Origin of the sequence: Achromobacter sp. 413638, from assembly GCF_043119405.1 — a bacterium.
Lineage (GTDB): Bacteria > Pseudomonadota > Gammaproteobacteria > Burkholderiales > Burkholderiaceae_B > Achromobacter.
Genome location: NZ_JBICCO010000053.1, coordinates 15,796 through 29,922, shown reverse-complemented (window position 1 = coordinate 29,922; position 14,127 = coordinate 15,796). Strand labels below are relative to the sequence as shown.

Sequence of the window (14,127 nt, the reverse complement as noted above, 5' to 3'; positions counted from 1 at the left end):
CGATGGTCAGGAGATCATTTCTTCTGAGGCTGGTAGATCTGGTCGAAGGTGCCGCCATCGCTGAAGTGATCCTTCTGCGCCTTGCGCCAGCCGCCGAAGATCTTGTCGTCGATCTTGACGAGCTTGACCTTGGGGAACTTGCTTTCGTACTTGGCCGCCACGTCCTTGTCGATGGGGCGGTAGTAGTTCTTGGCGATGATTTCCTGCGCCGCCGGCGTGTACAGGAATTCCAGGTAGGCCTGGGCCGCGGCGCGGGTGCCCTTCTTGTCGACGATCTTGTCGACCACGGCCACCGGCGGCTCGGCGAGGATGGACAGCGAGGGCACCACGATGTCGAACTTGTCCGGACCCAGCTCCTCGAGCGCCAGGAAAGCCTCGTTCTCCCAGGCCAGCAGCACGTCGCCCACGCCGCGCTCGACGAAGGTGGTGGTGGCGCCGCGCGCGCCGGTATCCAGCACCGGCACGTGCTTGAGCAGCTCGCCGACATAGGCCTTGGCCTTGTCCTCGCTGCCGCCGTTCTTCTCGAGCGCGTAGGCCCAGGCCGCCAGGTAATTCCAGCGCGCGCCGCCGGAAGTCTTGGGGTTGGGGGTGATGACCTGCACGCCGTCCTTGACCAGGTCGTCCCAGTCCTTGATCTGCTTGGGATTGCCCTTGCGCACCAGGAACACGATGGTGGAGGTGTAGGGCGAGCTGTTCTGCGGCAGGCGGGCCTGCCAGTTTTCCGGGAGCAGGCCGCGATCGGCGATGGCGTCGATGTCGTAGGCCAGGGCCAGCGTCACCACGTCGGCTTCCAGTCCGTCGATGACCGAACGCGCCTGGCGGCCCGAGCCGCCGTGCGATTGGCGGATGGTCAGCTCGACGCCGGCCTTGTCCTTGTATTGCTTGGCGAAGGCGTCGTCGATCGCGCGGTACAGCTCGCGCGTCGGATCATAGGAGACGTTGAGCAGCGTCTGCTTCTGCTGCGCCTGGGCCGGCGCGATCGCCGCGAGCGAAACCGTCACTGCAGCCAAGGCGGCCAGCCAACCCGCTTTCCTGAAAGACATCCCTTGCTCCCTGCGTCAGTTTGACAATGTGGAAGCAAGTTTGCAGGCGAGTCGATCTGAACGGAACGAATCATTTTTTGATTGTTAATCGCCGCCAAGCATATAGACGCGGGGCATGGCGAAACCACGCCGCCTCGCCTGCTTGGGGCCAGGCGCAGCGCGCGCCCCTTGCGGAATGCCCGTCGCGCCAGCCGTGGAGACCCATAAAAAAACGCCGCGTTCCCAGCGGGGAATCGCGGCGTACTGGCGGCAAAGCCTGCGGGATGCGTTCAGGGCGCGCGGCCCTTCATGCATCCCGGCTATTTACTTATTCGGCTGGGGCGTGATGCGCAGGTAAGGACGCACGGCCTTGTAGCCCTTGGGGAATTTCTGCTTGATCACGGCCTCGTCCTGCAACGAGGGCACGATGATCACGTCGTCGCCGTCCTGCCAGTTCACCGGCGTGGCCACGCTGTGGCTGTCGGTCAGCTGCAGCGAGTCGATGACGCGCAGGATCTCGTTGAAGTTGCGTCCGGTGCTGGCCGGATAGGTGATGGTCAGGCGCACCTTCTTGTTCGGATCGATGATGAACACCGAGCGCACCGTCAGCGTGGCGTTGGCGTTCGGGTGGATCATGTCGTACAGCTCGGAAACCTTGCGGTCCTTGTCGGCCAGGATCGGGAAATTGACCGTGGTGGACTGGGTGTCGTTGATGTCCTCGATCCACTTGTTGTGCGATTCCTTGCCGTCGACGGACAGCGCCAGCACCTTCACGTTGCGCTTGGCGAACTCGTCGGCCAGCTTGGCGGTGTAGCCCAGCTCGGTGGTGCAGACGGGAGTGAAATCGGCGGGATGCGAGAACAGCACGCCCCAGCTGTTGCCCAGGAATTCATGAAAACGGATCGGGCCAACCGAAGATTCCTGTTCGAAATCGGGGGCGATGTCGCCCAGGCGTAGATGACTCATGGTGTCTCCTGCATGCGGATGAAGGTTGATCGAGGGCGGCCCGCCCGCGAGCGCGGCGGACACGGCCGGCAACGGCTCGTCGGCGGCCTGCGACGCCCGGGCTTGCATCCCGCGGCGGCAGCCATGCGACGATTCTTCCATCAAACTCGGTACGGGGGAAATACGCAAGACATATAACCTTATGCAATATTCATGACCCGAATTGAGCGCCCGCAATCCGATGTCACGCGCAAAAGAAAAGCCCGCGAACCTGCGTTCGCGGGCTTTTCCGTAGCGGCCTTGCGCCTGGCTCTATAGCGCGCCGGTCAGTTCCGGCACGACCTGGAACAGATCGCCGACCAGGCCGTAGTCGGCCACGCCGAAGATCGGGGCTTCCGGATCCTTGTTGATGGCCACGATGACCTTGGAGTCCTTCATGCCGGCCAGGTGCTGGATGGCGCCGGAGATGCCGACGGCCACGTACAGCTGCGGGGCCACGATCTTGCCGGTCTGGCCGACCTGCCAGTCGTTCGGCGCGTAGCCGGCGTCGACCGCCGCGCGCGAAGCGCCCAGCGCCGCGCCCAGCTTGTCGGCCAGCGGGTCCAGGATCTTGAAGTTCTCGGCGCTGCCCAGGCCACGGCCGCCGGAGACGACCACGCGCGCGCCGGCCAGTTCGGGGCGGTCGCTCTTGGCGACTTCGCGACCCACGAAGCTGGACAGGCCCGAGTCGGCCACGGCAGTGGCGTCCTCGATCGCGGCCGAGCCGCCGGTGGCGGCCACCGCGTCAAAGCCGGTGGTGCGCACGGTGATGACCTTGACCGCGTCGGCCGACTGCACCGTGGCGATGGCGTTGCCGGCGTAGATCGGGCGCTGGAAGGTGTCGGCGGATTCCACGCCGATGATGTCCGAGACCTGCGCCACATCCAGCTTGGCGGCCACGCGCGGGGCCACGTTCTTGCCCGAGGCGGTGGCGGGGAACAGGATGTGGCTGTAGCCCGACGCCACGGCCAGCACCTGGGCGGCCAGGTTCTCGGCCAGGCCTTCGGCCAGCTGCGGCGCGTCGGCCAGCAGCACCTTGGACACGCTGGCGGCCTGCGCGGCCTGCTCGGCCACGGCGCGGGCATTGGCGCCGGCGACCAGCACGTGCACGTCGCCGCCGATCTTGGCGGCGGCGGCGATGGTGTTCAGGGTCGCGCCCTTGAGCTGGGCGTTGTCGTGTTCAGCAATAACCAGCGTCGTCATCTCAGACCACCTTCGCTTCGTTCTTGAGTTTGTCCACCAGCGCCGCCACATCGGGCACCTTGATGCCGGCCTTGCGCGCCGGCGGCTCGCTGACCTTCAGCGTCTTCAGGCGCGGCGCCGGGTCCACGCCCAGGTCCTGCGGCGTCACGGTGTCCAGCTGCTTCTTCTTGGCCTTCATGATGTTCGGCAGCGTCACGTAGCGCGGCTCGTTCAGGCGCAGGTCGGTGGTGATGATGGCCGGCAGCTTCAGCGACACGGTCTCCAGGCCGCCGTCGACTTCGCGCGTGACGTTGACCTTGCCGTCGCCCAGCTCGACCTTGCTGGCGAACGTGGCTTGCGGCCAGTCCAGCAGCGCGGCCAGCATCTGGCCGGTCTGGTTGGCGTCGTCGTCGATCGCCTGCTTGCCCAGGATCACCAGCTGCGGCTGTTCCTTGTCGACCAGCGCCTTGAGCAGCTTGGCCACGGCCAGCGGCTGCAGTTCGACATCGGTCTGCACCAGCACGCCGCGATCGGCGCCAATGGCCATCGCCGTGCGCAGGGTTTCCTGGCATTGGGCCACGCCGCAAGACACGGCGACGACCTCGGCCACCGAACCCTTCTCCTTCAGGCGGGTCGCTTCCTCGACGGCGATTTCGTCGAAGGGGTTCATGGACATCTTCACATTGGCGATATCGACGCCAGTCTGATCCGACTTGACGCGCACCTTGACGTTGTAGTCAACGACGCGCTTGACAGGTACCAAAACCTTCATCCCGCTGCCTCCAAATGGAAATAATTACCCGGCATGCGCCGGGATCGCATTGCACAATTTTTTCCTGATTCTACAGCTTCGCCAGCGCCCGTATATGCGCCACCACGCTGCGACCGAGGGCGGACGGGTTGTAACCGCCCTCCAGCGTACTGACGATCCGGCCCTGGGCATGGCGGTCGGCCACCCCGACGAGCTGTTCGGTGATCCAGGCGTAATCGGCCTCGACCAGCCCCATCTGACCCATGTCGTCCTCCCGGTGGGCGTCGAATCCCGCCGACACCAGGATCAGCTCCGGCCGATGCGCCTCCAGCCGCGGCAGCCAGGTGTCCGTGACGATGGACCGCACCGCCGCGCCCGCGGTATAGGCCGGCACCGGCACGTTGAGCATGTTGGCGGCCGGATGGTCCGCGCCGCTGTTGGGAAAGAACGGGTGCTGGAAGAAGCTGCACATCAGCACCCGCTCGTCGCCGGCGAAGACGTCTTCGGTGCCATTGCCGTGGTGCACGTCGAAATCCACGATGGCCACCCGCGACAGGCCGTGGAAGTCCAGCGCGTGGCGGGCCGCGATGGCCACGTTGTTCAGGAAGCAAAAGCCCATGGCCTGGGAGCGGCAGGCATGGTGCCCGGGCGGACGCACCGCACAAAAAGCGGTGCGCGCCTCGCCACCCATGACCGCGTCGACCGCGGCCACGCCCGCGCCGGCCGCGTACAGCGCGGCCTCGTAGGTGTGCGGGTTCATCAGGGTATCGGGATCGATCGGGTAGTAGCCGTGCTCGGGCACGTGCTGGCGCAGACTGTCCAGGTACTGAACGGTATGGACCCGCAGAATGTCGTGGCGCGAGGCTTGCGGCGCCTGGCGATCGTCTAGATAGGGCATCAGGCCGCTGGCCAACAACTGGTCCGAGATGGCGTCCAGCCTCTGCGGGCTTTCCGGATGCCAACTGCCCATTTCATGCAAGCGGCATGCCGGGTGGGTAAGATACATGGTCTCCATAAGGAAGATTATGTTCATCTGTCGGCGATTACTGCAACTCGGGGTCATGTCGGCCCTGCTCGCGGGGTGTTCCACCACCGCTCCCTCCGCCCCCCGCTCGTCCTCCGCGCCGGGCGTGTCCGCCGCCAGCGAGGCACCTGCCGCCCCCATCCGCATCGGCCCGACCGCCCCTGGCCCGGAGACAGCCGACGAAGGACCCGCTGCGCTCACGCCCAGCGGCGGCCTGAAGCCTGAAGTCCGCCAGTTCCTGGAAGGCCTGTCGGCCGAGCGCAAGCTGCCGTTGGCGCCCATGGTCGCCGCCCTGGAAGGCGCGCGCTACAACGCCACCGTGGCCCGCCTGATCGCGCCGGCGCCGCCCGGAAAGAAGATCTGGCGCAGCTGGCTGACCTACCGCGCGCGCTTCGTCGAGCCCAAGCGCATTGGCTGGGGCGTGGAGTTCTACAACGAGAACCGCGACCTGCTGAACCAGGCCGCGCAGCGCTTCGGCGTGCCGGCCCCCATCATCGCCTCCATCATCGGCGTCGAAACGCTGTATGGACGCAATATGGGCAATTTCCGCGTACTGGACGCGCTGACCACGCTGGCCTTCGACTATCCCGACCCGGACAAACCCGAACGCGCCGCCATGTTCCGAGGCCAGCTCGGGGATTTCCTGACGCTGGTGATGCAGGGCAAGCTCGACCTGGAAACGCGCGGCTCCTACGCCGGCGCCATCGGCATGCCGCAGTTCATGCCGGGCAGCATCATGCGCTATGCCGTCGACGGCGACGACAGCGGCCATATCGACCTGACCAACAGCACCAAGGACGCCATCCTGTCGGTGGGCAGCTTCCTGGCCCAGCACGGCTGGCAGCGCGGCGTGCCCGTGTTCGCGCCGGTGACCCTGCCGGCGGACCCGTCCGCCCTGGTCGACGGCGGCCTGGTGCCCAAGCAAAGCTGGAACACGATCAGCGCCGCCGGCGGCCGCCTGCAGCCCGGCGCCTCCGCCGTTGGCTGGAGCGCCCATCCCCTGGGCATCGTCGATCTGGTCGAAGAAGCGCGCGGCACGGCCCAATACCGCGTCGGTACGCCCAACTTCTTCGCGCTGACGCACTACAACCGCAGCTACTTCTACGCCACCGCCGTGGCCGACCTGGCCGCCGAAATCGAAGCCCGCGTCGGCCGCTGAACGCGGCCGGCAAACCGCCTCAACCAGAAGAGCCTGCCCCAGTCGAAGGCTGTTTCAATCCAGGCCGCACGGAGCCGGCTTTGCCGGTCCGTCGCGGCGCCCCTTGAGGGGAGAAGCGCACAGCGCTTCAGGGGCGGGCCTCACTCTCCGGTCCGTAGCGGCGCCCCCTTGAGGGGGAAGCTCGCAGCGCTTCGGGGGTGAACTAATTGAACACACCCGTGGACAGGTAGCGGTCGCCCCGGTCGCAGACGATGAAGACGATGGTCGCATCGTTCACCCTTTCGGCCACGCGCAGCGCGGCGACCAGGGCGCCGGCCGAGGAGATCCCGGCGAAGATGCCTTCTTCCGCCGCCAGCCGGCGCGCCATCGTCTCGGCATCGGCCTGCACGATGGATTCGTAGGCGTCCACGCGGCTGCGGTCGAAGATCTTGGGCAGGTAGGCTTCGGGCCATTTGCGGATGCCGGGGATCTGCGAGCCTTCGGCCGGCTGCGCGCCCACCACCTGGATCGCGGCATTGCGCGACTTCAGATAGGTGGAAACCCCCATGATGGTGCCGGTGGTGCCCATCGCGCTGACGAAGTGCGTGACACGACCTTCGGTCTGGTTCCAGATTTCCGGGCCGGTGCTTTCGATGTGCGCGCGCGGATTGTCGGGATTGGCGAACTGGTCCAGCACCACGCCGCGGCCATCGGCCTGCATCTCGGTGGCCAGATCCCGGGCGTACTCCATGCCGCCCTTGTCGGCCGGCGTGAGGATCAGCTCGGCGCCATAAGCGGCCATGGCCGCGCGGCGCTCGACGGACAGGTTGTCGGGCATGATCAGGATCATGCGGTAGCCGCGCATGGCGGCGGCCATCGCCAGGGCGATGCCGGTATTGCCGCTGGTGGCCTCGATCAGGGTATCGCCGGGCTTGATGTCGCCGCGCGCCTCGGCATGGGCGATCATGGACAGCGCCGGCCGGTCCTTGACCGACCCGGCGGGGTTATTGCCCTCAAGCTTGGCCAGGATGACATTGCCGCGCGCCGCGCCCGCAGCTCCGGGAATACGCTGCAGACGCACGAGCGGCGTATTGCCGACGGTCTGCTCGATGGTGGGGTAGTTCGTAGTCATGGAAACGATCATAACCCCGGCGCGCGCGCGTCGGCCGCAAAAGCCGCGCCGGCGCCAGGGGCACGCCCGCCGCCCTTCACGCCCGGGAACGTGAAGGACGGCATGGCTTACTGCCTGGCCTTCGCGGCGGCCCCACCCTTGGCGGACTGGGCCGCGCCAGCCGGCGCGCCGCCCTTGCCCGCCGGCGTGGCGGCGCCTTGCGCGGCATTCTGCGCGGCGCCGTCGGCGCCGCCCACCGTCAGCCCGGCGGCCTGCAACGCCTTGGCCTTCTTCGGGCCGATGCCGCGCACGCGCTCGGCCAGATCGTCCAGCGATTCGAAGGCGCCGGCGCGTTCGCGCTCCTGCACGATGGTCCGCGCGGTGCTCGGGCCGATCCCGCTGACCGACTCCAGCTGCTGCACGGTGGCGCTGTTGACATCGACGGCCGAGGCGGCGGTCGCCGCCAGCGCCATGCTCGCGGCCGCCAGCAGACGCCAGATGGATCCTCCCATGACTCGGTTCAGCCCGCGGGGACGGCGCCATGGCGTGCGCCAAGGCCAACCCGGCAGGGACATTGCACCCGGGCGCGGCGCCTTGGCCAGTCGGGCATCAGGCGGATGCGGGGCGGCGTCGGCCTGATGCCCGGACGGCGAGCGCGGCGCCGGACGGCGGCCGGACGCCTGCCTCAGGATGGAGGAAATGGCGGCCAGCCGGGACGAGACGGCGGATAGAACAGCGTATGCACGCATGCGGATCTCCTGAAAGGAAGCGGACGCGACGGTTGTCGCGCCACCCGCAAATCATGGCGATCGCCGGCAGCTGGCGGCGCGGCGGTGAACGGAAACATCCACGTCGGCAAATACGCGTGCCGGGAATGCGACGGCTTCCCACGAAAAAAACCGCCGACATGACCAGGCATGGCGGCGGCTTGTTCCGGCCCGGCAAGGCCGGCATCCGGCAACGGCTTACTTGCGGGCGCGCCAGTAGCGCACGTACTCGGCCACGCCCGTCTGCACGTCGCGCATGGGCGCGGTGAAACCGGCGGCACGCAGGCGCGACACATCTGCCTGGGTATAGCTCTGGTAGCGTCCCTTGAGGTCGTCCGGGAACGGGATATAGCGGATCAGGTCCAGTTCCACCAGCTGCGCCAGCGACAGCTCGGCCTCGCCGCGCTCGGCGCGCAGCGTGTTGACCACCGCGGCGGCCACGTCGTTGAACGGCTGTGCGCGGCCCGTGCCGCAGTTGAAGATGCCCGACGTGCCCGGGTTGTCCAGGAAGTGCAGGTTCACGGCCACCACGTCCTCCACCGAAATGAAGTCGCGGCTCTGGCCGCCGTCCACATAGCCGTCCCAGCCCGCGAACAGCCGCACATGGCCATGTTCCAGGAACTGGTTCATGTTGTGGAAGGCGACCGAGGCCATGCGCCCCTTGTGCTGTTCATGCGGACCGTAGACATTGAAGTAGCGCAAGCCCACGACCTGGGACTTGAGCGTGTCCATGCGGGTGCGCAGCACCTGGTCGAACAGCAGCTTGGAATAGCCGTAGACGTTCAGCGGACCTTCGTTGGCGGGATCTTCGACATACACCGACGAACCGCCGTACACCGCCGCCGAGGACGCGTAGATGAACGGGATCGCGCGCGCCTGGCAGAACTCGAGCAGCTCCAGCGTGACGCGGTAGTTGTTGTCGAGCATGTAGCGACCGTTGCGCTCGGTGGTGTCCGAGCAGGCGCCCTGGTGCAGCACCGCGCGGACGTGCGACAGGCTGCCGTCCAGCACGCGGCGGCGGAAGTCGTCCTTGTCCATGTAGTCCGCGATCTTGCAGTCCACCAGGTTGACGAACTTGTCGCCTTCGGTCAGGTCATCGACCGCCAGGATATCGGTGATGCCGCGACGGTTCAGGCCGCGCACCAGGTTGCTGCCGATGAAGCCGGCGGCTCCGGTAACAATGATCATGTTGTTTCTCCTGCCAATTCAGCGGCCGTGACGACGGAGGTGCCGAGCTTGCCCACGGCGATGCCGCCAGCCTTGTTGGCCCAGGCCATGGCCTCGGCCCAGGGCAAGCCGACGGCGCGCGTGACGGCCAGCGTCGCCAGCACGGTGTCGCCCGCGCCGGATACGTCGAACACCTCATGCGCCTGGGCGTCGATATGGTCGCGGCCGGCGTCGGTGAACAAAGTCATGCCCTGCTCCGAACGGGTCACGAGCAAGGCTTCCAGGTCCAGCTCGGCGCGCAGTTGCTGCGCCCGGCCGGTCAGTTCGGATTCGGAACTCCAGCGGCCCACGGCCTGCTGCATTTCCGAGCGGTTCGGCGTCACCAGCGTGGCGCCGCGGTAACGCGAATAATCATCGCCCTTGGGGTCCACCAGCACGGGGATGCCCGCCGCGCGCGCCTGGGCCAGCAGCGGCTCGACACGCGTCAGCACGCCCTTGGCATAGTCGGAAAGCACCACCACGTCGTGGTTGGGCAGATGGCGGGCAAAAGCGGCATCGATGCTGTCAAGCGCGGCCGTTTCCGGATGCTGCTCGAAATCGACGCGGAGCAACTGCTGCTGGCGGCCGAGCACGCGCATCTTCAACGTGGTGTGCAGCGTGGGATCGACGATCAGTTCGCCTTCGATGCCGGCCTCTCGCGCCAGCTTGCGCACGCTGGCGCCGGCCTCGTCCTCGCCCAGCACGCCGATCAGGGTGACATGCCCGCCCAGGGCCGCGACGTTGCGGGCAACGTTGGCCGCGCCGCCGAGGCGGTCTTCACGGCGCGCCACGCGCACCACAGGCACCGGCGCCTCAGGCGAGATGCGTTCCACTTCGCCGAACCAGTAGCGGTCCAGCATCACATCGCCAACCACGAGCACACGGCTGCGCGCGATGGTTTCGGCGGGAAATGAGCTCATTCAAGTTCCTCGAGACGGCGCGGCGCGTAGGTTTCCCACGCGTTGCAGCCAGGACATTGCCAATAGAAACGACGCGCCTGGAAGCCGCAGCTGCGGCAGGCATAGCGGTCCAGCCGCTGGGTATGCTTGTGGATCAGGCTGCGCAACAGAGTCAGGTCCGCGCCCTGCACGGGGCCGTCTTCTGCCGCGCCATCGCTGTTGGCCAGCTCGGCCTCCAGCAGGCGGTCCAGGCCCAGCAGCGACGGATGATGGCGCAACGCGCCACGGGCGAACGCCCAGGCGGGCGAGGCGCCCTGCTGCACCCGCAATTCACGGAAGATCACATTGAACAGATCCAGCGAGGCGTGCCGCGCGTACTGGCGCTGCAGCAGGTCCAGCCCCGCCGCTTCCTGGCCGGCCGCGCGGTAGTTGGCCAGCACCTGCTCGGCCACCAGCCCGGCATACTCGGGCGCGTCGGTCATCACCGATTCGAGGTACAGACGCTCGCGCTTGGGATCCTGTTCCAGCAAGGCCACGCGCGCGTGCAGCATGGCCGTGCGCACCTTCGTGCCTTTGCTCGTGACGGCCGTGTCGCCGATCGTCAACGCATGGTCGGCGGCCTCGAGCGCGACATGGGCCGCGTCCAGGTCGGCCGGCTTGGCCTGCAGCGCGGTCTGCGCCTGTTCGCAGTAGTAATGGACGATCTGCGGCACGGGCTCGTCCACCAGCCCGTGCAGGGTCTTGACGGCCTCGATGGCGCGCGGCCAATCGTGCTCCGACTCGTAGATGCGGATCAGCGAGCGCAGCGCCGGCAAGGCGTAGCGGGTGTCCTTGAGCTGCTCGAAACCGCTCTCGGCGCGATCGAGCATGCCGGCCTTCAGGAAGTCCTGGGCCAGTTCGTGCTGCGCGTGCTCGCGCTCGGCGGACGGCAGATCGGATCGGTTCAGGAGGCTCTGGTGCACACGGATGGCGCGCTCCATCTCGCCGCGGCGCCGGAACAGGCTGCCCAGCGCGAAGTGCAATTCGGTCGTCTCGGGATCGAGCTTGGCGACCTCGACGAAGGCGTCGATGGCGCGGTCCGGCTGTTCATTGAGCAGGAAATTCAGCCCGCGAAAATAGGAATCCGGCAGGCTGCGGGTTTCACGCAGCATTTGCCGGATGTCGAAACGCGCGGCCAGCCAGCCGAGCGCGAACAGCACCGGCACGAAAATCAACCACCAAGGTTCAAAATCCACTATACGGGCTCTTGAAGAAATTCAGTTATCCGTGGACGCCATCCGTCCACCCATCACGTGCAACGCTTCGCGGGCGAGCCTGCTCCGCTACAGCGGCGACATGGGCGCCACGGCTTCCGGCGGCACGGACGGCGTTGTGCCGTTCACGGCGGCCTGCACGCGGTCGAGTTCGCGGCGCAGGCGCATGGCCTCGCGGCGGCGGCGCATGGCGGCCGGCACCGTCAGCAGCAGGCCGAACAGCGCGCCCAGCACGAACACCACCAGCATGACGACGATCAGCGGCACGTCCTGAACCACGTAATCGGCATAGAACCGGACTTCCACGGGATTGGTGTTCTTCAGCGCGAACATCAAAACCGCGACGAACACGAGCAATCGCAGGGCCCAGACAAGGTAGCGCATGGCGCATGCTCCAGAAAAATCGAGGCGTCAATTGTAAGCGACAAGCGCGCCTTGCCGCGGACTTGATGCGACGCCCAAAAAAACAAAGCCCCTTGATCGCTCAAGGGGCTTTGCTCGGGGTCAGATCCGCCACGAAGGCAGCCTGGTCCTGCCGGCCATCAGTGCATGGCGTGCAGACCCGCCAGAGACGGCATCGGTTCGCTCGATCCGGAAGATTGAGCGTCCTCTTCGTTGCCGCCGACCAGGTCCACCCGCTCGCGCAATTCCTTGCCCACCTTGAAATGCGGCACCTGCTTGCCAGGCACCAGCACCTGTTCGCCGGACTTCGGGTTGCGCCCGATGCGGGGAGACCGCTGGGACAACGAGAAGCTGCCAAAACCGCGGATCTCGATGCGCTGGCCCGAGGCCAGGGCCTGGGTCATCGCATCGAGCACGGTCTTGACCGCGTAGTCGGTGTCCCGGGCGGCCAGCTGAGGATAGCGGGCCGCCAGGGCGGCGATCAGCTCCGACTTGGTCACGTATTAACCGTCGTTGCGCTGTTGGTCCAGCTTGGCCTTGAGCAGCGCGCCGAGGTTGGTGGTGCCCGACGAGGCGCTGGCTTCCGACATGCGCTGGATCGTTTCGGCGGTCTCGGCGTTGTCACGGGCCTTGATCGACAGCTGGATCGAACGCGTCTTGCGGTCGATGTTGACGATCATGGCTTCGATGTTCTCGCCGGCCTTCAGGACGGTGGTGGCATCTTCGACGCGGCCCGAGGAGATCTCGGAAGCGCGCAGGTAGCCTTCGACGTCCACGGACAGCGTGATCACGGCGCCCTTGGCTTCGACCGACTTGATGGTGCCCGGAACCACGGCGCCCTTGTCGTAGGTGGCGACGAAGTTGTTGAAGGGGTCGCCTTCCAGCTGCTTGATGCCCAGCGAGATGCGTTCCTTGTCGGTATCGATGCCCAGAACCACGGCTTCGATCTCGTCGCCCTTCTTGAAGTTGCGCACGGCTTCTTCGCCGGTTTCCGTCCACGACAGGTCGGACAGGTGAACCAGACCGTCGATGCCGCCGGGCAGGCCGACGAACACGCCGAAGTCGGTGATCGACTTGATGGCGCCGCGGACCTTGTCACCACGCTTGAAGTTGGTGGCGAACTCTTCCCACGGGTTCTGGCGGCACTGCTTCATGCCCAGCGAGATGCGGCGACGGTCTTCGTCGATCTCCAGGACCATGACTTCGACTTCTTCGCCCAGGGTCACGACCTTGCGCGGATCGACGTTCTTGTTGGTCCAGTCCATTTCGGAGACGTGCACCAGGCCTTCGATGCCGGCTTCGACTTCAACGAACGCGCCGTAGTCGGTCAGGTTGGTGACCTTGCCGAACAGGCGGGTGCCTTGCGGGTAGCGGCGAGCCAGGCCCACCCACGGGTCTTCGCCCAGCTGCTTGACGCCCAGCGAGACGCGGCTCTTTTCCTGGTCGAACTTGAGGACCTTGGCTTCGACTTCCTGACCCACTTGCAGGACTTCGGACGGGTGACGGACACGGCGCCAGGCCATGTCGGTGATGTGCAGCAGGCCGTCGATGCCGCCCAGGTCCACGAACGCGCCGTAGTCGGTGATGTTCTTGACCACGCCCTTGACCACAGCACCTTCGTGCAGGGTTTCGAGCAGCTTCTGGCGCTCTTCGCCCATGCTGGCTTCCAGCACCTGGCGACGCGACAGCACGACGTTGTTGCGCTTGCGGTCGAGCTTGATGACCTTGAATTCGAGGGTCTTGCCTTCGTACGGGGTGGTGTCCTTGACGGGACGCAGATCCACCAGCGAACCCGGCAGGAACGCGCGGATGCCGTTGGTCATGACGGTCAGGCCGCCCTTCACCTTGCCGGTGATGGTGCCAGTGACCAGCTCGCCGTTTTCCAGCGCCTTTTCCAGTTGCAGCCAGGCCGACAGGCGCTTGGCGCGGTCACGCGACAGGATCGTGTCGCCGTAGCCGTTTTCCAGCGAATCGATCGCCACCGAGACGAAATCGCCGGGTTGCACTTCGAGCTCGCCCTGGTCGTTCAGGAACTCTTCCAGGGGGATCAGCGCTTCGGACTTCAGGCCGGCGTTGACGACGACGAAGTTGTGGTCGACGCGCACGACTTCGGCGCTGATGACCTCGCCGGACTTCATGTCCTGGCTCTTGAGGCTTTGTGCGAAAAGGTCGGCGAAGCTTTCGCCGCCGGTGGCGGTAGTGGAAACGGAAGACATGGGGTTGAAATCCATTAGGCCGAAATGGCCGTTAAGAACACACCACAGCGGATTGCCCGCCGCAGTGGAGTCAAAGTACCTGCTTGCCTGCCTGGTCTTCGGGTTCCCTGAGGGGATGTCCCGCGAAGAAGGCCGGCCCGTCAGCAGGGCCAAGAAAAACGGGCTCGAAAAG

At 66.3% G+C, this 14,127-nt stretch carries 14 protein-coding genes; 1 reads left to right on the top strand and 13 read right to left on the bottom strand.

The genetic code is table 11. The annotated features are described in order from the left end of the window. Positions 1 to 14: 14 nt before the first annotated feature. The 5 genes from ACEU5R_RS20255 to ACEU5R_RS20235 all read right to left on the bottom strand — a co-directional run bounded on the left by ACEU5R_RS20255 (position 15) and on the right by ACEU5R_RS20235 (position 4,954). Entirely contained in the window at positions 15 to 1,043 is a 1,029-nt protein-coding gene (locus ACEU5R_RS20255) for a sulfate ABC transporter substrate-binding protein (protein WP_103273358.1), read from the bottom strand. A 303-nt stretch (positions 1,044 to 1,346) separates the two neighbouring features. Further along, positions 1,347 to 1,988, bottom strand: coding sequence for a peroxiredoxin (locus tag ACEU5R_RS20250; protein WP_103276372.1), 642 nt, complete (start codon positions 1,986 to 1,988; stop codon positions 1,347 to 1,349). Between the two features lie 291 nt (positions 1,989 to 2,279). Next, the gene (locus ACEU5R_RS20245) at positions 2,280 to 3,209 is read right to left on the bottom strand and encodes an electron transfer flavoprotein subunit alpha/FixB family protein (RefSeq protein ID WP_392411393.1); all 930 of its coding nucleotides are present in this window, start codon (positions 3,207 to 3,209) and stop codon (positions 2,280 to 2,282) included. Between the two features lies 1 nt (position 3,210). After that, positions 3,211 to 3,960: an electron transfer flavoprotein subunit beta/FixA family protein gene (locus tag ACEU5R_RS20240; protein ID WP_103273356.1), complete on the bottom strand. Its 750-nt coding sequence runs from the start codon at positions 3,958 to 3,960 to the stop codon at positions 3,211 to 3,213. 70 nt (positions 3,961 to 4,030) lie between these two features. Next, positions 4,031 to 4,954 (bottom strand): histone deacetylase family protein, encoded by a 924-nt coding sequence (locus tag ACEU5R_RS20235; protein WP_392411406.1) that lies wholly within the window; start codon positions 4,952 to 4,954, stop codon positions 4,031 to 4,033. A gap of 10 nt (positions 4,955 to 4,964) precedes the next feature. Between ACEU5R_RS20235 and mltB the strand changes: the two genes are divergently transcribed. Then, on the top strand, positions 4,965 to 6,122 hold the full coding sequence (gene mltB, locus ACEU5R_RS20230) for a lytic murein transglycosylase B (RefSeq protein WP_103273355.1): 1,158 nt from the start codon (positions 4,965 to 4,967) through the stop codon (positions 6,120 to 6,122). A 202-nt stretch (positions 6,123 to 6,324) separates the two neighbouring features. Here mltB and cysM read toward each other — a convergent pair whose 3' ends face one another. The 8 genes from cysM to rpsA form a co-directional block, all read right to left on the bottom strand. Further along, complete coding sequence (cysM, locus tag ACEU5R_RS20225; RefSeq protein ID WP_103276370.1) at positions 6,325 to 7,233, bottom strand: cysteine synthase CysM; 909 nt, start codon at positions 7,231 to 7,233, stop codon at positions 6,325 to 6,327. A 107-nt stretch (positions 7,234 to 7,340) separates the two neighbouring features. Then, the gene (locus tag ACEU5R_RS20220) at positions 7,341 to 7,724 is read right to left on the bottom strand and encodes a ComEA family DNA-binding protein (RefSeq protein ID WP_392411392.1); all 384 of its coding nucleotides are present in this window, start codon (positions 7,722 to 7,724) and stop codon (positions 7,341 to 7,343) included. Positions 7,725 to 8,177: 453 nt separating this feature from the next. Next, positions 8,178 to 9,167, bottom strand: coding sequence for an ADP-glyceromanno-heptose 6-epimerase (gene rfaD / locus ACEU5R_RS20215; RefSeq protein WP_103273354.1), 990 nt, complete (start codon positions 9,165 to 9,167; stop codon positions 8,178 to 8,180). Beyond that, positions 9,164 to 10,105, bottom strand: coding sequence for a D-glycero-beta-D-manno-heptose-7-phosphate kinase (gene rfaE1, locus ACEU5R_RS20210; protein WP_392411391.1), 942 nt, complete (start codon positions 10,103 to 10,105; stop codon positions 9,164 to 9,166). Before rfaE1 ends, rfaD begins: the two co-directional genes overlap by 4 nt. Next, on the bottom strand, positions 10,102 to 11,319 hold the full coding sequence (lapB, locus tag ACEU5R_RS20205; protein ID WP_103273352.1) for a lipopolysaccharide assembly protein LapB: 1,218 nt from the start codon (positions 11,317 to 11,319) through the stop codon (positions 10,102 to 10,104). The genes rfaE1 and lapB overlap by 4 nt, the downstream gene beginning before the upstream one ends. A gap of 87 nt (positions 11,320 to 11,406) precedes the next feature. Next, complete coding sequence (locus ACEU5R_RS20200; protein WP_103273351.1) at positions 11,407 to 11,721, bottom strand: lipopolysaccharide assembly LapA domain-containing protein; 315 nt, start codon at positions 11,719 to 11,721, stop codon at positions 11,407 to 11,409. Between the two features lie 158 nt (positions 11,722 to 11,879). Then, positions 11,880 to 12,239, bottom strand: coding sequence for an integration host factor subunit beta (locus ACEU5R_RS20195; protein WP_392411390.1), 360 nt, complete (start codon positions 12,237 to 12,239; stop codon positions 11,880 to 11,882). Between the two features lie 3 nt (positions 12,240 to 12,242). Beyond that, a complete protein-coding gene (gene rpsA / locus ACEU5R_RS20190; protein WP_199771004.1) occupies positions 12,243 to 13,955 on the bottom strand; it encodes a 30S ribosomal protein S1 in 1,713 nt (570 codons plus the stop codon). Positions 13,956 to 14,127 lie beyond the last annotated feature (172 nt).

What these genes read in the sequence shown, in the direction of transcription:
- ACEU5R_RS20245 (WP_392411393.1), bottom strand. Translation starts at nt 3,209, where the DNA reads ATGACGACGCTGGTTATTGCTGAACACGACAACGCCCAGCTCAAGGGC.
- ACEU5R_RS20250 (WP_103276372.1), bottom strand. Translation starts at nt 1,988, where the DNA reads ATGAGTCATCTACGCCTGGGCGACATCGCCCCCGATTTCGAACAGGAA.
- mltB (WP_103273355.1), top strand. Translation starts at nt 4,965, where the DNA reads ATGTTCATCTGTCGGCGATTACTGCAACTCGGGGTCATGTCGGCCCTG.
- ACEU5R_RS20235 (WP_392411406.1), bottom strand. Translation starts at nt 4,954, where the DNA reads ATGGAGACCATGTATCTTACCCACCCGGCATGCCGCTTGCATGAAATG.
- rpsA (WP_199771004.1), bottom strand. Translation starts at nt 13,955, where the DNA reads ATGTCTTCCGTTTCCACTACCGCCACCGGCGGCGAAAGCTTCGCCGAC.
- rfaD (WP_103273354.1), bottom strand. Translation starts at nt 9,167, where the DNA reads ATGATCATTGTTACCGGAGCCGCCGGCTTCATCGGCAGCAACCTGGTG.
- rfaE1 (WP_392411391.1), bottom strand. Translation starts at nt 10,105, where the DNA reads ATGAGCTCATTTCCCGCCGAAACCATCGCGCGCAGCCGTGTGCTCGTG.
- ACEU5R_RS20240 (WP_103273356.1), bottom strand. Translation starts at nt 3,960, where the DNA reads ATGAAGGTTTTGGTACCTGTCAAGCGCGTCGTTGACTACAACGTCAAG.
- cysM (WP_103276370.1), bottom strand. Translation starts at nt 7,233, where the DNA reads ATGACTACGAACTACCCCACCATCGAGCAGACCGTCGGCAATACGCCG.
- ACEU5R_RS20220 (WP_392411392.1), bottom strand. Translation starts at nt 7,724, where the DNA reads ATGGGAGGATCCATCTGGCGTCTGCTGGCGGCCGCGAGCATGGCGCTG.
- ACEU5R_RS20255 (WP_103273358.1), bottom strand. Translation starts at nt 1,043, where the DNA reads ATGTCTTTCAGGAAAGCGGGTTGGCTGGCCGCCTTGGCTGCAGTGACG.
- ACEU5R_RS20200 (WP_103273351.1), bottom strand. Translation starts at nt 11,721, where the DNA reads ATGCGCTACCTTGTCTGGGCCCTGCGATTGCTCGTGTTCGTCGCGGTT.